The sequence below is a fragment of the Rhizorhabdus phycosphaerae genome, assembly GCF_011044255.1.
GTDB classification, from domain to species: domain Bacteria; phylum Pseudomonadota; class Alphaproteobacteria; order Sphingomonadales; family Sphingomonadaceae; genus Rhizorhabdus; species Rhizorhabdus phycosphaerae.
The window spans coordinates 1,788,216-1,809,923 of record NZ_CP049107.1; the positions used below are offsets into that span (position 1 = coordinate 1,788,216).

The 21,708-nt window shown below is 66.8% G+C and carries 22 protein-coding genes; 20 read left to right on the top strand and 2 right to left on the bottom strand.

The window, feature by feature from the left end:
* The first annotated feature begins 127 nt into the window (after positions 1-127).
* The 5 genes from G6P88_RS08165 to G6P88_RS08185 all read left to right on the top strand — a co-directional run bounded on the left by G6P88_RS08165 (position 128) and on the right by G6P88_RS08185 (position 4,682).
* The gene (locus G6P88_RS08165; RefSeq protein ID WP_165322705.1) at positions 128-1,120 is read left to right on the top strand and encodes a KpsF/GutQ family sugar-phosphate isomerase; all 993 of its coding nucleotides are present in this window, start codon (positions 128-130) and stop codon (positions 1,118-1,120) included.
* A gap of 13 nt (positions 1,121-1,133) precedes the next feature.
* Entirely contained in the window at positions 1,134-1,937 is an 804-nt protein-coding gene (gene kdsB, locus G6P88_RS08170) for a 3-deoxy-manno-octulosonate cytidylyltransferase (RefSeq protein ID WP_165322706.1), read from the top strand.
* Between the two features lie 9 nt (positions 1,938-1,946).
* Complete coding sequence (locus G6P88_RS08175) at positions 1,947-2,972, top strand: phytanoyl-CoA dioxygenase family protein (RefSeq protein ID WP_165322707.1); 1,026 nt, start codon at positions 1,947-1,949, stop codon at positions 2,970-2,972.
* 74 nt (positions 2,973-3,046) lie between these two features.
* Positions 3,047-4,201, top strand: coding sequence for a hypothetical protein (locus G6P88_RS08180; RefSeq protein WP_226946778.1), 1,155 nt, complete (start codon positions 3,047-3,049; stop codon positions 4,199-4,201).
* 7 nt (positions 4,202-4,208) lie between these two features.
* Positions 4,209-4,682, top strand: a complete 474-nt coding sequence (locus G6P88_RS08185) for a YbaK/EbsC family protein (protein WP_165322709.1) — start codon at positions 4,209-4,211, stop codon at positions 4,680-4,682.
* A 52-nt stretch (positions 4,683-4,734) separates the two neighbouring features.
* Here the strand turns inward: G6P88_RS08185 and G6P88_RS08190 are convergent, their stop codons facing one another.
* Positions 4,735-5,115 carry a hypothetical protein gene (locus tag G6P88_RS08190; protein WP_165322710.1) on the bottom strand — a complete coding sequence of 127 codons (381 nt, stop codon included), beginning with the start codon at positions 5,113-5,115 and terminating at the stop codon, positions 4,735-4,737.
* A 105-nt stretch (positions 5,116-5,220) separates the two neighbouring features.
* Entirely contained in the window at positions 5,221-5,724 is a 504-nt protein-coding gene (locus tag G6P88_RS08195) for a DNA-deoxyinosine glycosylase (protein WP_226946779.1), read from the bottom strand.
* A 72-nt stretch (positions 5,725-5,796) separates the two neighbouring features.
* On the opposite strand from G6P88_RS08195, the gene G6P88_RS08200 reads away from it, so the two are divergent.
* The 15 genes from G6P88_RS08200 to murB all read left to right on the top strand — a co-directional run bounded on the left by G6P88_RS08200 (position 5,797) and on the right by murB (position 21,439).
* Positions 5,797-6,795, top strand: coding sequence for a cysteine synthase A (locus tag G6P88_RS08200; protein ID WP_165322712.1), 999 nt, complete (start codon positions 5,797-5,799; stop codon positions 6,793-6,795).
* 142 nt (positions 6,796-6,937) lie between these two features.
* On the top strand, positions 6,938-7,168 hold the full coding sequence (locus G6P88_RS08205) for a hypothetical protein (protein ID WP_165322713.1): 231 nt from the start codon (positions 6,938-6,940) through the stop codon (positions 7,166-7,168).
* 400 nt (positions 7,169-7,568) lie between these two features.
* Positions 7,569-8,060, top strand: coding sequence for a division/cell wall cluster transcriptional repressor MraZ (locus tag G6P88_RS08210; protein WP_165322714.1), 492 nt, complete (start codon positions 7,569-7,571; stop codon positions 8,058-8,060).
* A complete protein-coding gene (rsmH, locus tag G6P88_RS08215) occupies positions 8,057-9,025 on the top strand; it encodes a 16S rRNA (cytosine(1402)-N(4))-methyltransferase RsmH (RefSeq protein ID WP_165322715.1) in 969 nt (322 codons plus the stop codon). The genes G6P88_RS08210 and rsmH overlap by 4 nt, the downstream gene beginning before the upstream one ends.
* Positions 9,022-9,648: a hypothetical protein gene (locus tag G6P88_RS08220; protein ID WP_165322716.1), complete on the top strand. Its 627-nt coding sequence runs from the start codon at positions 9,022-9,024 to the stop codon at positions 9,646-9,648. The genes rsmH and G6P88_RS08220 overlap by 4 nt, the downstream gene beginning before the upstream one ends.
* Positions 9,645-11,384, top strand: a complete 1,740-nt coding sequence (locus G6P88_RS08225; RefSeq protein ID WP_165322717.1) for a peptidoglycan D,D-transpeptidase FtsI family protein — start codon at positions 9,645-9,647, stop codon at positions 11,382-11,384. The genes G6P88_RS08220 and G6P88_RS08225 overlap by 4 nt, the downstream gene beginning before the upstream one ends.
* Positions 11,371-12,789, top strand: coding sequence for a UDP-N-acetylmuramoyl-L-alanyl-D-glutamate--2,6-diaminopimelate ligase (locus tag G6P88_RS08230; RefSeq protein ID WP_165322718.1), 1,419 nt, complete (start codon positions 11,371-11,373; stop codon positions 12,787-12,789). Before G6P88_RS08225 ends, G6P88_RS08230 begins: the two co-directional genes overlap by 14 nt.
* Positions 12,789-14,201, top strand: coding sequence for a UDP-N-acetylmuramoyl-tripeptide--D-alanyl-D-alanine ligase (locus G6P88_RS08235; protein WP_165322719.1), 1,413 nt, complete (start codon positions 12,789-12,791; stop codon positions 14,199-14,201). The genes G6P88_RS08230 and G6P88_RS08235 overlap by 1 nt, the downstream gene beginning before the upstream one ends.
* On the top strand, positions 14,189-15,259 hold the full coding sequence (mraY, locus tag G6P88_RS08240; RefSeq protein ID WP_165322720.1) for a phospho-N-acetylmuramoyl-pentapeptide-transferase: 1,071 nt from the start codon (positions 14,189-14,191) through the stop codon (positions 15,257-15,259). The genes G6P88_RS08235 and mraY overlap by 13 nt, the downstream gene beginning before the upstream one ends.
* The gene (murD, locus tag G6P88_RS08245; RefSeq protein ID WP_165322721.1) at positions 15,256-16,536 is read left to right on the top strand and encodes a UDP-N-acetylmuramoyl-L-alanine--D-glutamate ligase; all 1,281 of its coding nucleotides are present in this window, start codon (positions 15,256-15,258) and stop codon (positions 16,534-16,536) included. The genes mraY and murD overlap by 4 nt, the downstream gene beginning before the upstream one ends.
* Entirely contained in the window at positions 16,533-17,750 is a 1,218-nt protein-coding gene (locus G6P88_RS08250) for an FtsW/RodA/SpoVE family cell cycle protein (RefSeq protein ID WP_165322722.1), read from the top strand. The genes murD and G6P88_RS08250 overlap by 4 nt, the downstream gene beginning before the upstream one ends.
* Entirely contained in the window at positions 17,747-18,907 is a 1,161-nt protein-coding gene (gene murG, locus G6P88_RS08255) for an undecaprenyldiphospho-muramoylpentapeptide beta-N-acetylglucosaminyltransferase (RefSeq protein ID WP_165322723.1), read from the top strand. Before G6P88_RS08250 ends, murG begins: the two co-directional genes overlap by 4 nt.
* Positions 18,904-20,325, top strand: a complete 1,422-nt coding sequence (murC, locus tag G6P88_RS08260; protein WP_165322724.1) for a UDP-N-acetylmuramate--L-alanine ligase — start codon at positions 18,904-18,906, stop codon at positions 20,323-20,325. Before murG ends, murC begins: the two co-directional genes overlap by 4 nt.
* Positions 20,322-20,522, top strand: coding sequence for a hypothetical protein (locus G6P88_RS08265; protein ID WP_165322725.1), 201 nt, complete (start codon positions 20,322-20,324; stop codon positions 20,520-20,522). The genes murC and G6P88_RS08265 overlap by 4 nt, the downstream gene beginning before the upstream one ends.
* Positions 20,519-21,439 (top strand): UDP-N-acetylmuramate dehydrogenase, encoded by a 921-nt coding sequence (gene murB / locus G6P88_RS08270; RefSeq protein ID WP_206335899.1) that lies wholly within the window; start codon positions 20,519-20,521, stop codon positions 21,437-21,439. The genes G6P88_RS08265 and murB overlap by 4 nt, the downstream gene beginning before the upstream one ends.
* The last annotated feature ends 269 nt before the right edge of the window (positions 21,440-21,708 follow it).

Below are 21,708 nucleotides of genomic sequence, written 5' to 3' on the forward strand. Positions count from 1 at the left end.
TAACAGAACCTGCCCGCACGGAATAAAGGGGCTCGTCCCGGGATTGGTGCATCGCGGCAATTAGCCTATTGCAACATTAACGAGCCTGTATATTTTCCGATCGCGTGGTGGGGCCAGGGAGACGAGCGTGATAACACACGACATCCAGGCCAATACGGCCACAGTAGCTATTCTTGAACATGGACGCCGGGTCATACGCGCCGAGATCGATGCGCTGATCCAGCTCGAGCAGCAGGTGGACGAGAGCTTCTCCGCAGCGGTCATGCTGCTGCAGCAAACTCGCGGCCGCATCGTCGTGACGGGTATGGGCAAGTCCGGCCATGTCGCGCGCAAAATCGCCGCGACCTTCGCTGCCACCGGATCGCCTGCAATCTTCCTGCATCCCGCAGAGGCCGCTCATGGCGATCTCGGCATGGTGCAGCATGGCGACACGCTGGTCGTGCTGTCCAACTCCGGTTCTACGCCGGAACTCAGCCCGGTGATGCAGCATTGCCGCAGCCTCCGCATCCGGATCATCGGCATGGCCTCCCGTCTCGACTCGCCGGTCATGCAGGCCGCCGACGTGCGGCTGCTGCTGCCGCAGGTGCGCGAGGCCTGCCCCAGCAACATCGCACCGACCAGCTCCACCGCAGTAATGCTCGCGCTGGGCGACGCGCTCGCCATGGCGCTCAGCGAATTGCGGGGGGCCGACCGGGAAAGCCTCAAGGCGCTCCATCCGGGCGGTGCGATCGGTCTTCGCCTGATGGCGGTCAGCGAGATGATGCACAGCGGGCCGAGCGTGCCGCTCGTGTCGCGCGATACGCCGATGCGCGACGTGATCATGATCATGACGTCGATGGGCTTCGGCGCCGCTGGCGTCCTCGATGGCGAGGGTCGACTGATCGGCGTCATCACCGATGGCGACTTGCGTCGACATGTCGGCGATCTGGGCGACGGCGTAGCGGCGGATGTGATGACCGCCAATCCGAAGACGGTCCCGCCCGACACGCTCGCCGAGGACGCCCTGATGATCATGAACGACTGCAAGATCACGACCGTGTTCGTGATGGAGGCCGAGCGGCCCGAGCGGCCGGCGGGCATCGTTCATATTCACGATTTCGTCCGCTACGGTCTCAGCTGATATCCGTCGCCGCATGAAGGACGTCGCGGTCATCATTCCCGCGCGCTATCGCTCGTCGCGCTATCCGGCGAAGCCGCTGGCGCCGCTCGTCGGTGCGACCGGTCTCGCAAAGCCGCTAATCCAGCGCAGCTGGGAATGTGCGCGCACCATCGTCGAAGCGGACGCCATCTGGGTTGCGACCGACGACGAGCGGATAGCCGACGCGGTGCGCGCCTTTGGCGGCCAGGTGGTGATGACGTCGGAAGATTGTGCCAACGGCACCGAGCGGTGCGCCGAGGCCATCGACAAGCTGCCGGCCAGTCCGGAAATCATCGTGAACCTTCAGGGCGACGCTCCCCTCACCCCGGCCCATGTCGCCTCCGCGCTCGTCGATGCCCTGCGGGAAGACAATGCGGTCGCGATGACCACCCCTGCCCTGCGCTGCGCGCGCAGCACCTATGCCCATCTGGTCGCCGATCAGGCGCAGGGGCGCGTCGGCGGGACCACGGTGGTATTCGGCGCGAACCGCCGGGCGCTCTATTTCTCGAAGAGGGTCATCCCCCATCTGCCGCCCTCCGCCGCAGCGGAGGATTTCCCCCCGGTTCATCTGCACCTCGGCGTCTATGCCTATCGGCCGGAAGCCCTGCGGCGCTATGTCGCGCTCGGGGTAAGCCAGCTCGAGGAGCTCGAGGGCCTCGAACAGTTGCGCTTCCTCGCGGGTGGCATAGCGGTCGGCGTCGTTCCGTTCGATCCGATCGCCTGGGACGCCATCGAACTGAACAATCCCACGGATGTCGCCCCGATCGAGGCCATCCTCAAAGCCCGCGGAATCGCATAAGACACGTCGATGGCCGCTTCGTTTCTCCGCCCGTTGCTGGCGCCCCTCTGGGCGGCGCAGATTCTGACGGGCGCACGGTCCTTTCTCGACAATCCGCTAATCGGTTCGCGACGCCTCAATCGGCGTGGTCTGCACGCGTGGCGGGTGGAAACGGCAAACGCCATGGCCGAACGCCGCAGGTCGCGGCTCGCCGGACTGGTGCGCCCTGACGACCGCGCAGCGTTCGAGCGGGACGGCTATGTGTGCATCCCCGATTTCCTGCCCACCGACGTCTTCGCAGCCCTCAGACAGGGCGTGACGGACTGGCAAGGTCCGGCGCGTGAGATGGTCCAAGGCGACACGATCACGCGCCGCTATGCGATCGATCCCGGCGCCGTCCGCGCCGTCCCGGCATTGGCGGCCTTTCGCGACGACAAGCGCTGGCGGGGGCTGGCACGCTATGTGTCGGGCTTCGACATCGAACCGCTGCTCTACGTGCAGAGCATCCTGAGCCAGCGTCGCGCGGCACCATCCGATCCACAGACCTGCCTCCATGCGGACACCTTCCATCCGTCGATGAAGGCATGGCTATTCCTTCAGGACGTCTGTTCCGAGGACGGGCCGCTGACCTATGTCCCAGGGTCGCATCGACTGACACCGGAGCGTCTGGCATGGGAAAGGCGCCGGAGCCTCGAGGTGCGCGACAGTGGCGACTTCCTCTCGGCGCGGGGATCGTTCCGGATCGAACGCGACGAACTGGCCGCGCTCGGCCTTCCGGAACCGACCGCCTTTACCGTTCCGGCCAACACGCTGGTGGTCGCCGACACCTTCGGCTTCCACGCGCGCGGCACCAGCAGTCGCCCCAGCACGCGCGTCGAGATCTTCGCCTATAGCCGCCGCAACCCGTTTCTGCCCTTCCTGGGGCTCGACCCCTGGAGCCTTCCCGGCGTAGCGGAGCGACGGATTCCTTTGCTTTGGCTCACCCACGACATTTATCGTCGCTGGATCGGTCAGCCCTGGGCGAAGGCCGGGTTCAAGAAGCCCGGCGACGAGTGAAACCCGCCATTCCATCCGCTGTCGAACAGCCTTAGGGGACACATATGACATCGGACGTTTCAGAGCATGTGCGCATGCTGGACCCTTTCGGCTTCTTCATCGGCCAGAGCAGCGCGATCGTCCCGCTGGGCGGCGTCGAGCGCAGCCTGGACACGCGTTACGCCTTCCATACGCCCTATGTCGAATTCCAGCCCGGCCGCGTGGTCTTCCGCCTGCGCTTCGATCGGCTCCGGGCAAGCTTCGGCGAGTTGCGGGTCAATGTTAACGCCTTCATTCCCGGAAGCGGCCGCGATGCCATCTTCGTCACGTCGGCCCGGGTCAATCTTCATGACGCAGCAGCGGTGGCGCGCGGCCTGACCATCAGCTTCATGAGCGTCGCCGGCGCGACCTATGCCGCCTATGGCTATTGCACCGAGGGCACCGATGCCCGCGCCGAGGGACTGACGATCGAGGCCGAGCAGCTGGAAACAGCCGATCCGGCCACCGCGCAACGCCCCCTTCTTCCGAGCAAATTCGGCGCCGGGCAGTTGCAGGCCCCCACCCGCCTGATCGCGTCGGAACCGCCATCCTTCGCCTATCCAGTGTCGCAGGCGATCACCGACACGCAACTGCAAGAGCCGGATTTCGAGCGGTGGAAAGGCCAGCTTGGCGACCATGTCGGCACGCCCGAGCAGTCCTGGACGCTCGCTTTTGCGGCGCAGGCGCTGCGCAGCTATGGCCTGCTCGAACCCGGCGCCCGTGGAATCTGCTGGGGGCCCGAATGCCGGGCGCTCGCACCGGTGTTTGCCGACGCCGGCTGCAGCGCGCTTCTGGCCGAGGCCGCGCCGATCTCCGGTGACGCAGGGATCGACTGGCACGCCTTTCCCTGCCGGCGGCTCGATGCCCGCGCGGATTCTCCGATCGAACTGTTGCCGCTCGCCGATGAAGCACCCGACCAGCGGGGTTTCGACTTTCTGCTGAGCCTGGGAGCCGCCAATCAGGGCTATGCGGACGGCAACACCGCGAACATGCTTCTGGAGATGATGTCGGTGCTGCGCCCGCGCGGCGTCGCGGTGCATATGCTGCTCCTGTCAGGCAGAACTACCGCCACGCCCGGGGCCCTGCCGCGCGGCGAGGTCGAGCGGCTCGCCGTCACGTTGCTGTCCCGGGGCTTTTCCGTCGCCCAGCTCAACTTCGAAGGTGCGGAGGATCTCGACCGACCCTTCGGCCTCGTCCTCCGCAAGGACTGAACGGTCAATGAGCCTCGACTCCGTGCGCGCCTTCCTCGCGCAGCATGCACCCGATCTGGAGATCATCGATCAGGGCCGAAGCACGGCAACGGTCGCGGAGGCGGCCGAGACGCTCGGGGTGCTCCCGGGGCAGATCGCCAAAACCCTGTCGGTACGTATCGGGGAAAGGCGGTTGCTCGTCGTTGCGCGCGGCGATGCGCGGCTGGACAATCGCAAGACGAAGGACGCATTGGGCGACCGGCCCCGGATGCTGGAGGCCGAGGAAGTGGAAGCGCTGACCGGCCATCCGGTCGGCGGGGTCTGCCCGTTCGGGCTCACCCATCCGCTGGCGATCTACTGCGACATATCCTTGCGTGACTTCGACATCGTCTATCCGGCAGCCGGGTCGCGCACGGCATCGGTGGCGCTGACGCCGGCTCGTCTTGCAGAGCTTACCGGCGCCACATGGGTGGATGTCTGCCAGTCCCCGGCCAAGGCATGAAAAAAGCCGGCGAACAGCGTCCGCCGGCTCGATTCGTGGAGAAGAGTGGAATTCAGGCCTTGCAGCTCTGCGCCGCCTTGCCCGGCATGGCGATTTCGACCTGCGGGCCATCGCCGCTCACCGAAAGGCCTTCCGCAACATAGGGCTTGCCCGGGGCCTCGGCCTTGAGCTGGGTGCCGGTCTCGCTCTTATCCTTCTTCAACATGGCGGTGTTGTTGCTGAAGAAATCGACATAGACGAGCGCGCCGTCGGTGCAGCGATAGGTGCGGCTCTGCGTGACCATGGGCGGAAGCTCGACCGGCGCCGCGGCGTTCAGCGCCTTCGCGTCGGGATCGTCGCCCCCAGCGGTAATCGTTTCGGGCTTTCCGCATGCGGTCAGCATAAGTGCCGTTCCGAGGACGGCGGCGGTGATGAAGCGGGAATGATTTTGCATAGCGCTCTGTCTCTTGCGGGCCTTGTGTGCACTGCGTCAAGTATCGCGCTGGCATGAAGGCCCCATGAACGGAAACTTTTTATCGCAACCGGCGCCCTTCCGGCATCATTGCTGCAGGCAAGGGCGCATCGCCATCCATCGCTCGAGCTTCGATGCGAAGCCGAGAGTATAAGCCGGACTGCTTGACGGAAGGTCGAAAAGGCGGATTTCTGCCAGTTCAGTCATCATCTTCCGGCCCAGTCGAGCAGCCGTAGCGCCATTGAAGCCGACCGCGCGGAGACGCGGCAGCGTTCCGACCAGAGCAACGAGATCGTTCACGCGATGGTCCCGTATCGCAGCATCGAGACTGCCGCAGCGCAGCGCATCCGCAACGACGTCCCACAGCCCGATGCCGGCGTCGAGGAGCTGTACCAATCTGTCTTCATAGCTGCGCTCGTGCAGCCCCTCGATGCCGGCAACGGCCCCGGCCAGCTTCCAGAACTGGTTTTGCGGATGCGCATAATAGCGATCCGCCCGCAGCGATGCCTCGCCGGGCAGGCTGCCAAGCAGCAGCAATCGGGTGTCCGCCCGCACCACGGGAGGAAAGCTGGCCTTGCGCGTCATGGCCATGAAGCTGGGCATGACCAGGGCCCAACACAAGCTATGTTGGCAATGGGCAGCGCTCTCGGCTAGGCAGGCGCCATGCTACGTCAGACCATTGCCCCCGATGCCATCTCGCTGATCGGCAACACCCCGCTCGTCCGCCTCAAGGGCCCGAGCGAAGCGACCGGCTGCGACATCCTCGCCAAATGCGAGTTCATGAACCCGGGCGGGTCGGTCAAGGACCGGGCCGCGCTCGCGATCATCACCGATGCCGAGGAACGCGGCCTGATCGCCCCCGGCGGGGTGATCGTCGAAGGCACCGCCGGCAACACCGGCATCGGCCTGGCGCTGGTGGGCAATGCACGCGGCTATCGGACGATCATCGTCATGACCGACACGCAGAGCCAGGAGAAGCAGCAGACGCTTCGCGCGCTGGGCGCCGAACTCGTGCTGGTCGCCCCCACCGCCTACTCCAACCCCGCCCATTATGTGCACACCTCGCGCCGCATCGCCGAGGAAACGCCGGGCGCGCTGTGGGCGAACCAGTTCGACAACACCGCCAACCGCCTGGCCCATATCCGTACCACCGCACCGGAAATCTGGGCCCAGACCGAAGGGCGGATCGACGGCTTCACCTGCGCCGTCGGCACGGGCGGCACGCTGGCGGGCGTCGGCCTGGGCCTCAAGTCGTTCAACGAAGACATCGTGATCGGACTGACCGATCCGCACGGCGCCGCGCTCTACAATTATTTCGCGCATGGCGAGCTGAAGGCCGAAGGGTCGAGCGTTGCCGAGGGGATCGGCCAGAGCCGCATCACCGCCAATCTCGACGGCGCACCGGTCGACACGCAGTTCCGCATCTCGGACGAGCAGGGTCTGGAACAGGCCTTCGCGCTGCTGGAACAGGAAGGCCTTTGCGTCGGCCTGTCCTCGGGCATCAACGTCGCGGGCGCCATCGCGCTGGCGCGGGAACTCGGCCCCGGCAAGCGCATCGTCACGATCCTGTGCGATCCGGGGATGCGCTACCTCTCGTCGCTCTTCAACCCCGCCTGGCTCGAATCCAAGGGGTTGCCGGTACCGGCCCTCCTGCGGCGCTGAGCGCCAGCGCCGCGCCATCCGGATACCGCACTATGCACGGTCAAGCCTCGCTCGTCGCCGGGCGGGTCGAGGGCCCGTGCAGATTGTCGATTGACCTGTGCGCAGGGCTGACGGAAAAACAGACCATGGGGAAGCAAGCCTGATGCATCGCGTGCGGATCGGCATAACCGGCCTCGCCGTGGTGTTCCTCATCGTCCTCTTCGCGGCCGCGATCGTCGGCTTTCATACGAAGGACAGAAGCGAGGAGGCCAATCTGGCCTCTGCCGCCAACAGCACCGCACCCTCGGGCGATCCGCTGGCCGAACTCGGAGTCGCCCCCGGCGGCACGATCGGCGAGACCAGCCCCGCGCCCCCGGAACCGACTCAGCCCTGATCCTATCGCAGGGGGACACAGCCCCGCAGTCCGCGCTCCCCGCCCGTCCCGGTTCGTTACCGGGGCGGTACATGGCTTTTCCCTAGACTTATCCACAGGCCCATCCCCGTGCATCTACGGCGGATTCCGGCGCTTTGTGCGTTCCGCATGCCATGGCCAGGCCCTGACCATCCCCCGAAATCCACAGCTCAAACCATGCTGAACCACGAAATGGTATAAAAACCCTTTGTCAAACCAAGGCGATCCAAGTACATCCTAATGGTGCAATGGGGTGGGGAGTATCGCCCTACGCATCGACGCCTTTCGCAGCTCTCCGAGCGGCATGGCGCCAGCGGTTCTCCCCTCAGAAAACGGGGTTCGTTCGGTGGCGGCGGGTGGTGCGGTCTTCAATGACGTTCACATGAACGGCGTGGACCTTAAGGGGCGCGTTTCGCTCCCGGCTGCCTTTCGTCAGACCATCGAAATCCGTTGTGGCTCAGGCAAGGTTGCCTCCGGTCTCGAAAAGACGCTGCGTATGACGCGCCACCCCTCGCTGCCCTGCATCGAGGTCAGCGACGGTCTGCAGATTGCCGAGACCGAGGAGCAGATGACCGCGCATGCCGCCCGCGTGTCCGAGCAGACGGGCGAGCTGATGGGCGACATCCTCGATCGTCTCGAGGCGGAAGCCTTCCCGCTGATGAAGGACGTCAATTTCGACGCGGCGGGCCGCATGATTCTGCCGGAACGGCTGCGCTCCAAGGCGAGCATCACCGGTGACGCCTTCTTCGTCGGCCGCGGCCGGCGCTTCCGCATCTGGAGCCCCGACATCCTCCGCGCCACGCCAGGCGGCGAGTCCGAGGAAGTGATCGAAGAGATGGAAGAGCTTCTGGCGAAGCGGAAGGAGCGCGGATGACCGCAGCAGCTCCCCACATCCCGGTATTGCTCGACGAGGTTTTGGCCGGCCTCGCTCCGGGGCCGGAGGAAATCCATGTCGACGGCACTTTCGGCGCTGGCGGCTATACGCGCGCCATCCTTGGACAGGGCGCGCGCGTCTACGCCTTCGATCGCGATCCCGACGCGATCGCCGAGGGCAAGCCGATCGAGGAAGCCGCTGGCGGCAGGCTCACGCTCGTGCCCGAGCGCTTCTCGCGCATGGCGGAGGCTCTGGCAGAGCATGGCGTCGCACAGGTCGACGGCGTGACGCTCGACATCGGCGTGTCGTCGATGCAGCTCGATCGCGCCGAGCGCGGCTTCTCCTTCCAGTCCGATGGTCCGCTGGACATGCGGATGGAGCAGGACGGCATGAGCGCCGCGGACTTCGTCAACACCGCCGACGAAGCCGAGATTGCCGACGTCCTTTATGAACTAGGCGAAGAGCCCCGCGCGCGCCGTGTGGCACGCGCGATCGTGCAGGCGCGTCCGCTGTCGCGGACGGGGGAACTGGCCGAGGTCGTCCGGCGGGCCCTCGGCCACCGCCCGCACGAGAAGAAGGATCCGGCGACCCGCACCTTCCAGGCGATCCGCATCCACCTCAACGCCGAGCTCGACGAACTCGAACAGGGGCTCGCTGCGGCCGAACGCGTCCTGAAACCGGGCGGGCGGCTTGCCGTCGTGTCCTTTCATTCGATCGAGGACCGGATCGTAAAGCGTTTTCTGCGCGAGCGCAGCGGGGCCAATCCCGCCGGTTCCCGCCACCTTCCAGATGCGCGCGCCGGGGGGCCGCGTCCCAGCTTCGAGGCCGTCGCCAAGCCCGTCCGCGCGGGCGAGGCCGAGATTGCCCGAAATCCCCGGTCCCGGTCCGCCACGCTTCGCGTCGCGCATCGGACCGAGGCCTCGCCATGGGGTCTCAGCGTAAAGAAAGAAGGACGTCAGGGATGATCACGACCCGCTTCAAGGAGGTGGTCTGGACCGGAGGCATCTGTGCTGCCGCCCTGACCTTCTACATGATTTCGCAGACGGTCGCAGCGAAGCGCGCCGAACTCGCCAGCGTCGAGCGCAAGATCGCCATGACGCAGCAAGACATTCGCGAGCTGCGCACGCAGATCGACACGCGCGGCGGTCTCGCGCAGATCGAGCAGTGGAATCAGCATGTCTACGGGCTGCAGGCGCCGGGGCCGGAGCAGTTCGCGGCCAGCTCGGTGCGACTTGTGGCCATGACGCAGCCGCAGGGCCAGCCCGCCCTGCAGCTCGATCCGCAGATCGTCGCCAGCCATGGCGCGGTGAGCAAGGTCAGCTTGAACCGGATCGAGGATGTTGCGGACGGCGCGACGCGGGCCAAGCCGGCCGCGCCCGCGCCACTGCCGGCCCCGGCGGTCGAGCAGCCACGCATCCGGACGGCCAACTACGTCCAGGCAAAGCCTTCTCCGCTGGCAGAGCAGACCCCGTCTCCGGTGCATGACGTCGCGCTGCGCAAGATCGCCAAGCACGAGAGTCTGGGGGACGACTTCCTCGACGGGCTGGTCGACGACCGGTCGGCGCGCAGCCGCAAAGGCAAGCAATGAACGCGCCTGCGGCCGGGCTCAACCCGCCGCGCGACCGCGCCCTCGTCAAGACCGGCCAGACCGTCCAGATCGCCCATGAACGCCTCATGGTGCTCATGCTGCTGTTCGGTCTGCTGATCGGCGTCATCGCCCTGCGCCTGCTCTATCTCGCCATTTTCGACGGCCCGGACCGGTCGGCGGTCGCGGCGGCGAGTGGCCGGCGCGGCGAAATCGTCGATCGCAACGGCACCGTCCTCGCCTCGACCATTCGCGGCGTGAGCCTCGCGATCCGCCCGCCGCTGCTGATCGGCGACAAGGACCATCTCGCGATGGAACTGGCGCGCCTCTTTCCGGGCCGGAGCGTCGACCAGTTCCGGCGCATCCTCCACAGCAAGCGCAAATTCGTCTATCTCGAGCGGGGGGCGACACCGGCGATGATCCATGCCGTCCGCCTGCTCGGCGAACCCGGCATCGAAGAAGTCCCGGAACCCAAGCGCTTCTATCCCCAGGGCACGATGGCCGCGCAGGTCATCGGCTATATGGATATTGGCGGCGTGCCCGTCAGCGGCATGGAGGCCTTTCTCGACAAGCGCCTGACGAGCGCCGCCGGCAACGGGCAGCCGGTGGAGTTGTCGATCGACAGCCGCGTCCAGGCCGCTCTCGAAAGCGCCATCCGTAAGCAGGCCGAAAAGCATTTCGCGGTCGGCGGCGCGGGTATCGTGCTGGACGTGCACACCGGCGAGGTGATCGCCATGGCGTCGCTGCCGGTGTTCAATCCGAACGCGCCGGGGCTCGTTCCCGTCGGCACCGATCCGTTGCGCCCGGATGCCCGCTACAATCGCGCCATCAGTTCGGTCTACGAACTCGGCTCCACCTTCAAGGTGCTGACGATGGCCAATGCCATCGAAAATGGCGTGATCACCGATTTCGGCCGTCGCTACGACGCGACCGCGCCGCTCAAGGTCGGCGGCTTCACGATCCGCGACGACCATCCGCAGAAGCGCTGGATGTCGGTCCCCGACATCCTGATCCATTCGTCCAACATCGGCACCGCCCGCATCGCCGAGGAGCTTGGCCCCGATCGGACCCAGGCCTTCTTCCGCAAGCTGGGTTTCGATCGCGCCGCCGACCTCGAACTGGGCGCGCGGGGCAAGCCGCTGTGGCCCGGCTATTGGGCGCGGACGACGGTCATGACCGTCGCCTATGGCCACGGCATCGCGGTCAGCCAGCTCCACCTCGCCAACGCCTATGCCGCCATGGTCAATGGCGGCATCATGCGCCCCGCGACCTTGCTCAAGCTGGCGCCCGGGCAGGCGCCGAAAGGCGAGCGCGTGATCTCCGAGGAAACGAGCCGCCGCATCCGCCAGCTGATGCGCCTCGTCGTCAAGGAAGGCACCGGCCGCAACGCCGACATTCCCGGCCTGCGCGTCGGCGGCAAGACCGGCACCGCAGAGAAGAATCTCAACGGTCGCTACATCCACAACAGTCTCGTCACCACCTTCGCGACCGCCTTCCCGATGGACGCGCCGCGTTACGTGGTGATCGTCACGATGGACGAGCCGCAGGGCATCCCGGAAACCTATGGCTTCCGGACCGCCGCATGGACCGCACTGCCAGCCGTCAAGAATGTCATCGCGCGGATCGGCCCGCTGCTCGGCGTGATCCCGGATCCGAGCAAGGACATCGACGTGTCCGACCTGATGCCGTTCGTCTACAAACCCGAGAAGAAGGACGAAGGCGTCCATGCGGTTGACTGACCTCATCCCCGGCGCGCCGTCCGACGCCCGCATCACCGGCTTCGCGATCGACCATCGCAAGGTCGCGCCCGGCACCATCTTCGGCGCCTTTCGCGGCAGCCGCTTCAATGGCGAGGATTATATCGGCCAGGCGATCGCCGACGGGGCGGTCGCGATCGTGTCCGCCCCCGGCGTGGCCGTCGAAGGTGCGGTCCATATCGTCGACGAAGAACCACGGCGCCTGTTCGCGCGCCTTGCGGCTCGCTTCTTCGCACCTTTTCCGGACACGACGGTCGCGGTGACCGGCACCAACGGCAAGACCTCGACGGTCGAGCTGACCCGCCAGCTGTGGCGCATGGCCGGGTTCCACGCCGCGTCGATCGGCACGCTCGGCGTCACAACCGCCGACGATCAGGTATCGACCGGGCTGACCACCCCCGACATCGTCACCTTCCTCTCGAACATGGCCGGTCTCCGCAAGGAAGGCGTCACCCACGCCGCCTTCGAGGCGTCGAGCCACGGCCTGTCGCAATATCGCACCGAAGGCCTGCCGGTCCGCGCCGTCGCCTTCACCAATCTGAGCCGCGACCATCTCGACTATCACGGCACGATGGAGGCCTATTTCGCGGCAAAGCTTCGTCTGTTCGACGAAGTCGTCGATGCGGATGGTGCCGCGGTGATCTGGGCCGACGACGCCTATTCCAGCGGCGTGATCGAGGCAGTGAAGGCACGCGGGGTCCGCGCGATCACGGTCGGCGCCGGCGGCGAGACCATCCGCCTGCTCGATCGCACCCCGACCGCGCTCGGGCAGACGCTCAAGCTGGAGATAGACGGCAAGACCCGCGACGTGAAGCTGCCGCTGATCGGCGCCTATCAGGCCGCCAATGCGCTGGTCGCGACCGGGCTGGTCATCGCCACGGGGGGTGACGTCGACAGGACGCTCTCCGACCTTCAGCGGGTCGCGCCCGTGCGCGGCCGCCTGGAGCGTGCTGCCCTCTCGAAGACCGGCGCGCCTATCTATGTCGATTATGCGCATACGCCAGACGGGCTAGAGGCGGCGATCGCAGCGCTGCGTCCGCACACCGCCGGCCGGCTGATCACCGTCTTCGGCGCGGGCGGCGATCGCGACACCGGCAAGCGGCCCTTGATGGGCGAGGTCGCCGCGCGGCTGTCGGACATCGCCATCGTGACCGACGACAATCCACGCTCGGAAGACCCCGCCGCCATCCGCCGCGACGTCATGGCGGGTGCGCCCGGCGCGATCGAGATCGGCGGACGTCGCGAAGCGATTGCCGAGGCCATTGCCCGCACCGAGGCGGGGGACATCGTCCTGATCGCTGGCAAGGGTCATGAGCAGGGGCAGATCGTCGGCGACCGCGTGCTGCCGTTCGACGATGTCAGCGTCGCGCGGGAGTGCGCCGCCTGATGAGCGCGTCCTCCGCCCCGCTCTGGACGGCGTTCGACATCGCAGCGGCGGTGGACGGCGAGGTACATGGCGACTTCCAGGCGTCCGGTGTCGCCTTCGACTCGCGGGAGATCGGACCCGGCGACCTGTTCGTCGCGATGAAAGGCGAGACCACCGATGGCCACGCCTTTCTCGACAAGGCGTTTGCCGCTGGCGCAGCGGGCGCGATAGTCTCGGACGCCTGCCCCGGCCCCCACGTCCGCGTGGGCGACACGATGACGGCGCTCGAATCGCTCGGCACGGCGGCGCGGGCGCGCATGGCGGGCAAGATCATCGGAGTGACGGGATCGGTCGGCAAGACCGGCACCAAGGAAGCGCTGTTCGCTTGCCTCGATCGGTCGCTGCGGGGGCGGGTCCACCGCTCGGTCAAGAGCTACAACAACCACACCGGCGTGCCGCTGAGCCTCGCCCGCATGCCGGCAGACACGGCCATCGGCGTGTTCGAGATGGGCATGAACCACGCCGGGGAGCTTGCCCAGCTTACCCTTCTGGTCCGGCCCCACGTCGCGATCGTCACCGCCATCGCGCCCGCGCACAGCGCCTTCTTCGCGAGCGAGGCGGACATCGCCGATGCCAAGGGCGAGATATTCCAGGGCCTCGAGCCCGGCGGCATCGCCATCCTGCCGTTCGACAGCCCGCACCGCGAGCGCCTGCGCGCGGCCGCCGAGCCGCATGCCGGCCGCATCGTCACCTTCGGGCACGACCGCCAGGCCGATATCCGCGTCCAGGACGTGGTCCCGCTGGACAGCGGCACGCTCGTCTCGCTGATCCTGCCCGATGCCGAACTGACCTTCACCATCGCACCGCCGGGCGCGCATTGGGTATCCAACGCCATGGCGGTCATGGCCGCCGTGTGGGCAGTGGGCGGCGACCTCGCGGCAGCCGGGCTCGCCTTTGCCGAAATGGAGGGCCTTCCCGGACGGGGCCAGCGCAGCACCGTTTCGATCGGGGACGGCACCGCGCTGGTCATCGACGAAAGCTACAACGCCAACCCCGGGTCGATGGCCGCTACCATCGGCATGCTCGGCCAGCAGGCGGCCGATCGCCGCGTGGTGGTGCTGGGCGACATGCGGGAACTGGGCGCCGGTTCGCCCGGTTATCACGCCGCGCTCGCAGGGCCTCTGCAGGAGGCTGGCGTGGGCTTCGCGCTGCTCGTCGGACAGGAGATGGCTGCGCTCGCAAACGCCCTTGAGGGCCGGATCGATTTCGCGCATGTGCCCGACGCCCGCGCGGCGCTCGATTCGATCGGGAGCCGGCTTGCGCCGGGCGATGCCATATTGATCAAGGGATCGAACGCGATCGGCCTGTCGCGTCTCGTTGAGCATCTCCGCTCGGGGGCGTTGGCCGGCGAAAGGACGACATGCTCTACCTGATTGCCGAACAGCTCGGGTTTCCGGGCGTGCTGAATCTCATCCGGTACATCACCTTCCGGGCGGGGGCGGCTGCGCTCACGGCGCTGTTCATCGGCCTCATCATCGGCCCGCGCTTCATCGGGTGGCTCCGCGTCCGCCAGGGCAAGGGCCAGCCGATCCGCGCCGACGGCCCGCAGACGCACCTCGCCAAGGTCGGCACGCCCACCATGGGCGGGCTGATGATCCTGATCGCGGTGACGCTGTCGCTGCTGCTGTGGATGGATCTCAACAACCGCTATGTCTGGGCCTGCATCGGGGTGACCCTGGGCTTCGGCCTCATCGGGTTCATGGACGATTATGACAAGGTCAAGAAACGCAGCACCGCCGGCATTTCGGGCAAGGCCCGCCTGATCGCCGAGTTCGTCATCGCCGGTCTTGCCAGCTGGCTGATCGTCTCGGGGAACGGCACCCAGCTCTACGTGCCCTTCTACAATGGCCCGGTGATCGATCTCGGCCCCGCCTATATCCTGTTCGCGGCCTTCGTGATCGTCGCCTTCGGCAATGCCGTGAACCTGACCGACGGGCTCGACGGTCTGGCGATCATGCCGGTGGTCATCGCCAGCCTCGCCTTTTTCGTCATCGCCTATCTGGTCGGCAATGCGAAGTTCGCGCATTATCTCGGCATTCCGCACGTTCTCGGCGCAGGCGACCTGACGATCCTGACCGCCGCAATCATCGGCGGCGGACTCGCTTTCCTCTGGTTCAATGCGCCACCGGCCGCCGTCTTCATGGGCGACACCGGGAGCCTTGCGCTTGGCGGCGCGCTGGGCGTGATCTCGGTCGTCACGCATCATGAGATCGTCCTGGCGATCGTCGGCGGCCTGTTCGTCATGGAAACCGTCTCGGTCGTGCTGCAGGTCTTCTTTTACAAGCGTACCGGCCGCCGTATCTTTCGCATGGCGCCGATCCACCATCATTTCGAACAGCTCGGCTGGAGCGAACCGACGGTGGTGATCCGCTTCTGGATCATCTCCTTCGTCCTCGCCCTCGCCGGTCTCGCCACGCTGAAGCTGCGGTGATCACGAGCCCCGCCTTCGCCGGAAAGCACTATGCCGTCCTCGGCCTCGCGCGCTCGGGGCTGGCAACGGTCGAGGCGCTGCTCGCCTCCGGCGCCCGGGTCACGGCCTGGGACGGTAAGGAAGACGCACGGGCGAAGGTGACGGGTGAAGTGACCTTCGCCGATCCGGTCGAGATCGACCTGACGGGCTATGCCGGCGTGGTCGTTTCCCCCGGAGTGCCGCTGAACCGGCATCCCATCGCCGCGCATGCCGCGCGCTTCGGCGTTCCCGTGATCAGCGACATCGAACTGTTCGCACAGGCCCGCCCCTCGCTACCGCCCCACAAGGTCGTCGGCATCACCGGCACCAACGGCAAGTCGACCACGACCGCGCTGATTGCGCATATCGTCGAGACCGCGGGCGTGCCGACGCTGGTGGGCGGCAATATCGGCCTGCCGATCCTGGGCCGCGATCCGCTGCCGGCAGGCGGCGTCTATGTGCTCGAGTTGTCGAGCTACCAGATCGACATCACCCAGAGCCTCGACTGCGACGTCGCGGTGCTGACCAACATCACCCCCGACCATCTCGATCGCTATGACGGGTTCGAGGGCTATGCCGCGTCGAAGGAACGGCTGTTCGCGATGCAGTCGCCCGACCGCACCGCCATCATCGCGGTCGAGGATGCCCCGAGTGCGGCGATAGCTTCGCGCCGTCCAGGCGTGGTAGCCGTCCGCTCGACCGACGTCGTGGGTCAGCAGGACTGGCCCGCGCTGCAGGGACCGCACAACGCCCAGAACGCCGTCATCGCCATCGCCGCCTGCCGCGCGTTCGGCATCGGCGAGGATGCGATCGCGCGCGGTCTCGCCACGTATCCCGGCCTGCCACACCGCATGCAGCGCGTGGCCGAGAAGAAGGGCGTTCTGTTCGTCAACGACAGCAAGGCGACCAACGCGACTGCCACCGCGCCGGCGCTCGGGGCCTATCCAAAGATTCACTGGATCCTCGGCGGCCTGCCCAAGACCGACGATCTCGACGACTGCGCGCCCTATTTCGACCATGTCGTGGCCGCCTATACGATTGGGCAGGCCGGACCGATGTTCGCGCGCATCCTGCGCGAGGCGGGCAAGCCGGTGACCGAAAGCGAGACGCTGGAGCGTGCGGTGGCGGATGCCGCAGCGGCAGCCGCTCCGGGCGAAGTGGTGATGCTATCGCCGGCCTGCGCATCGTTCGACCAGTTCAGCGATTATGAGGCGCGCGGGGATGCTTTCCGTCGCGCGGTGGAGGGGCTTTCGCTATGAATGTCGCAGTGTCCTTCGACTCCACGGCAACCCCCGCTCCGCTCCCCATTCGCCGGTCGCGTTTCGGCCGCGGCAAGCGCACGCCCGTCGCGCGCTGGTTCTGGGAAATCGACCGCGTCCTGCTGCTCCTCGTCACCATCCTGATCGGCGTCGGGCTCATCGCGGTCGCAGCGGCCTCGCCTGCCGCCGGCGTGCGTTATTCGGGCAATGGCGTCACCGTGGCATCGCGCTATTATTTCTGGATGCAGCTTGCCTGGACGATGATGGCGGTGCCGGTGATGCTCGTCGTGTCCGCCCTGCCGCAGAAAGCAGCGCGGCGCATGGCGCTGATCCTCGGCCTCTTCTTCCTCCTCTGCCTTGCATTGGTCCCGGTGATCGGCAGCAGCGCGAACGGCGCCACCCGCTGGATCGCCATCGGCCCCGCCAAATTCCAGCCGTCCGAGTTCCTCAAGCCGATGTTCGCGGTCGGCATGGCCTGGCTGCTGTCGCTGCGCGCGCGCAATCCCGAGCTGCCCTTCGCGCTGATCTCGGTCGTTCCCATGGGATTGATCGCAGTGCTTCTGATGAAGCAGCCCGACTTCGGCCAGACGGTCATCTTCGGCGCGGTGTGGATGGTCTTGCTGATCGTCGGCGGAGCGTCGATCCGGCTGATCGGCTCGCTGATCGGCGCCGGCATGGGCGCGGTCGTCACCGCCTATTTCTTCTATTCGGTCGCGACCGAGCGCATCAACAAATTCCTGTTCAAGCAGGGCGACACCTATCAGGTCGACCGCGCCCATGCGACGCTCACCAATGGCGGCCTGCTCGGCACCGGGCCGGGCGCCGGCACCCAGAAATTCACCCTGCCCGAGCCGCACACCGACTATATCTTCTCGGTGATCGGCGAGGAGTTCGGGCTGATCGCCTGCATCGCGATCGCCTGTCTCTACTTCGCGATCGTGGCGCGGGTCTGCCTGCGGCTGATGCGCGAGGAGGATGATTTCCTCCTGCTCGCCTCTGCCGGCCTCGTCGCGCAATTTGGCTTCCAGGCGCTGATCAACATGCTGGTCAATGTCGGCCTCGCCCCGTCCAAGGGCATGACGCTTCCGTTCATCAGCTATGGCGGCTCGTCGATGATCGCGCTGTCGATCGGCTTCGGCCTGCTCCTCGCCTTCACCCGCGAAAATCCCCATCTCAAGGAAGCGACCTACACGGTCCGGTGGACGGGACGATGAGGGTAACGCGCCACTTCGTCCTCGCGGCCGGCGGCACCGGCGGCCATATGGTCCCGGCGCATGCGCTGGCGGCCGAACTGATGCGCCGGGGACATCGGGTCGCGCTGGTCACCGACGAACGCGGCGCGCGGATTCCCGGGCTGTTCGACGGAGTGCAGACGCACGTCATTCCTGCCGGCCGGCTCGGCGGCGGCCTGCGGGCCATGATCAAGGCCGTGCGCGACATTCGCGCCGGAACCGCCATGGCCGGGCAGCTCTACGAGACTTTCGCGCCGTCGGCGGTGATCGGCTTCGGCGGCTATCCCGCGCTGCCCGCGCTCCGCGCCGCCTTCAAGCGCCGCATTCCAACGGTGATCCACGAGCAGAATGCCGTGCTCGGCCGGGTGAACCGCTTCGTCGCCGGGAAAGTGGATGCGATCGCCACCGCTTATCCCGATGTCGAACGGCTCAAGCCGCGCTATGACGACAAGACGGTTCTGGTCGGCAATCCCGTGCGCGACAGCGTCCGCGAAATCCGCGAACAGCCCTTTCCGGATCTTGGCCCCGACAGCATCTTCCGCCTGCTGGTGACTGGGGGAAGCCAGGGCGCATCGATCCTCTCGGACGTCGTTCCCGACGGCCTCGCTCTTCTGCCCCAGGGCTTCCGGCGCCGGCTTCAGGTGACGCAGCAATGCCGTCCCGAGGACATCGAGTCGGTCCGCAGCAAATATAAGGTACTCGGTATCCCGGCCGATCTCGCGACCTATTTCACCGACCTTCCGGAAAGGCTCGCCTGGGCGCATCTCGTCATCGCCCGCGCGGGGGCTTCGACCATCGCCGACATCAGCGTCGCCGGCCGTCCCGCGATCCTGATCCCCCTGCCGTCGGCGGCCGACGATCATCAGACCGCCAATGCCCGCGAACTTGCGCAGGTCGGCGGCGCCCGCGCGATCCGGCAGTCGAACTTCACGCCGCAGGAACTTGCGAAGCAGATGCAGAAGCTCGCGCTCGATCCCAAGGCGCTGATCAATGCGGCGCGGCGCGCCCATGGCGTCGGCCGCCCCAAGGCTGCCGAGGACCTTGCAGATCTGGTCGAGCGCATCGGCCCTGAACCGATCGTCGACCCCATCCCCGTGGAAAAACTGGAACTCCGTCCCTTGAAAGGCGCATTTGCATGAAGGGTGTCGCAACCGACATCGGCACCATCCATTTCATCGGCATCGGCGGCATCGGCATGTCCGGTATCGCCGAGGTGATGCATAATCTCGGCTATAAGGTGCAGGGCTCGGACGTCTCCGAAAGCTATGTCGTCGAAGGGCTGCGCAAGCGCGGCATCGCCGTGATGATCGGCCACAAGGCCGAAAATCTGGGCGACGCCGCCGTGGTCGTGACATCGACCGCGATCAAGCGCGGCAACCCGGAGGTCGAGCTGGCGCTGGAGAAGCGCATTCCGGTCGTCCGCCGCGCCGAGATGCTCGCCGAACTGATGCGGTTGAAATCGACCGTCGCGATCGCAGGCACCCATGGCAAGACAACCACGACCTCGATGGTCGCGGCGCTGCTCGACGCCGGTGGGGTCGATCCGACCGTGATCAACGGCGGCATCATCAACAGCTATGGCTCGAATGCCCGCCTGGGCGCGTCCGACTGGATGGTCGTCGAAGCCGACGAGAGCGACGGCAGCTTCCTGCGTCTCGACGGCACCATCGCAGTGGTGACCAACATCGATCCCGAGCATCTCGACCATTATGGTTCGTTCGACAAGGTGAAGGACTGCTTCGTCGAGTTCGTCGAGAATGTCCCCTTCTACGGCGCGGCGCTGCTGTGCATCGACCACCCCGAGGTGCAGGCGATCATCCCGCGCGTCCGCGACCGAAAGGTCGTCACCTATGGCTTTTCGGCGCAGGCCGACGTGCGCGGCGACAATGTCACGCCGATCCCCGGCGGCAACCGCTTCGACGTCGTGATCCGCAATCGCGATGGCGACACGCGCCGTATCGAGGGCGTCACCCTGCCGATGCCCGGTCGGCACAATGTCCAGAACGCTCTCGCCGCGATCGGCGTCGCGCTGGAGATGAACATATCGGACGACATCATCGCCAACGGCTTCGCCAAATTCGGCGGCGTGAAGCGGCGCTTCACGAAGGTCGGCGAGGTCCCGGTCGGCGACGGTGTGGCCACGATCATCGACGATTACGGCCACCATCCGGTTGAAATCCGCGCGGTGCTGGCCGCTGCCCGCGAGGGTGCGCGGTCGCGCGTCATCGCGGTCGTCCAACCGCATCGTTACACCCGCCTGCGCGACCTGATGGTCGAGTTCCAGACGGCGTTCAACGACGCCGACACCGTGTACGTCACGCCGGTCTATGCAGCGGGCGAAGCGCCGATCGAAGGCGTCGACGCCGACGCGCTCGTTTCGGGGCTGAAGCAACGCGGACACCGCTCGGCGCAGACCGTCGCCGGGCCGGACGCGCTCGCCAAAGTCCTGGCTGCGACGATCGGAGCGGACGACATGGTGATCTGCCTGGGCGCGGGTGATATCACGAAATGGGCGGCGGGGCTTTCAGAGGCGATTGCCAAGGAGAAGGCAGCATGACCGATTTCTTCGGACCGTGGAAAATGATCCAGGACCAGGCGCTCACCATGCAGAAGACCGCCGTCGAAGCGGCATTCAAGGCCATGGGCAGCGGCGAGCATTTCGACAATGCCGCCAAGGCGGCGAAGGACCTGGCCGACATGCAGGTTCAGGCGTGGGAACGCTGGATGGCGATGTGGGGCGTGGACAAGAAGTGAACGATGGAGCGACCGCGAGCGTAGCGTCGTCGTCCCTGCCGCCCGTGCGCGGCAGGTTGACGGCTGGCGCGCCGCTGGCGCCGCTCCTCTGGTTCAAAAGCGGCGGCGCGGCCGAGTGGCTGTTCGAGCCTGCCGATGTCGATGACCTCGCCGCTTTCCTGGCCGCGCTCGATCCGGCCGTGCCGGTGATGGGGCTGGGCCTTGGATCCAACATGATCGTACGCGACGGCGGGGTTCCCGGCGTCGTCGTGCGCCTGGGCAAGCCCTTCGCCAAGGTCGAACGGCTCGATGGTGAAACCCTCCGCTGCGGCGGTGGGGCGAGCGGCATTCTCGTCTCCTCGGCCGCGCGCGATGCCGGAATAGCCGGCGTCGAGTTCCTTCGCTCGATCCCCGGCACGGTGGGCGGCTTCGTCCGCATGAACGGCGGCGCCTATGGCCGCGAGGTCAAGGATGTGCTGGTCGCGGCGGACATCGTTCTGCGATCGGGTGAGCGCCGGACGCTGGCCCTCGCCGATCTCGGCTACACCTATCGCCACAGCGAACTGCCCGACGGCGCCATCGTCGTCGGCGCGACCTTCCGGGGTGAGCCCGGCGATCCGGCGGCGATCCAGGCCGAGATGGACCGCATCGCCGCAGAGCGCGAGGCGAGCCAGCCGCTGCGCAGCCGGACCGGCGGCTCAACCTTCAAGAATCCGGACGGGCACAAGGCCTGGCAGCTGATCGACGAAGCCGGCTGCCGCGGCCTGCGACGCGGCGACGCGCAGGTCAGCGAAAAGCACTGCAATTTCCTGCTCAACCTCGGCGAGGCCAGCTCCGCCGACATCGAGGCGCTGGGCGAAGAGGTAAGGACCAAGGTGAAGGCGAAAACAGGCGTGACCCTGGAATGGGAAATCCAGCGCGTGGGGGTGGCTGAATGATCGGCACCTCTAAGTTCCTCCCCTGCAAGGGGAGGGGGACCAGCCGCAGGCTGGTGGAGGGGCGCCGCGCCAGCGGCGGGCCCCTTCCCGCCCGCACCGCCCTCCCCTCCACCACGCTGCTCGCGGTCCCCCTCCCCGTTCCGGGGAGGAACTGTGCGACGTATAACTCTCCTCTGATTGTGACGCTCCGTGGCAGCCGCTCTACCAATAAGTTCCTCCCCAGCATGGGGAGGGGCACCAGCCGCAGGCTGGTGGAGGGGCGCCGCGCA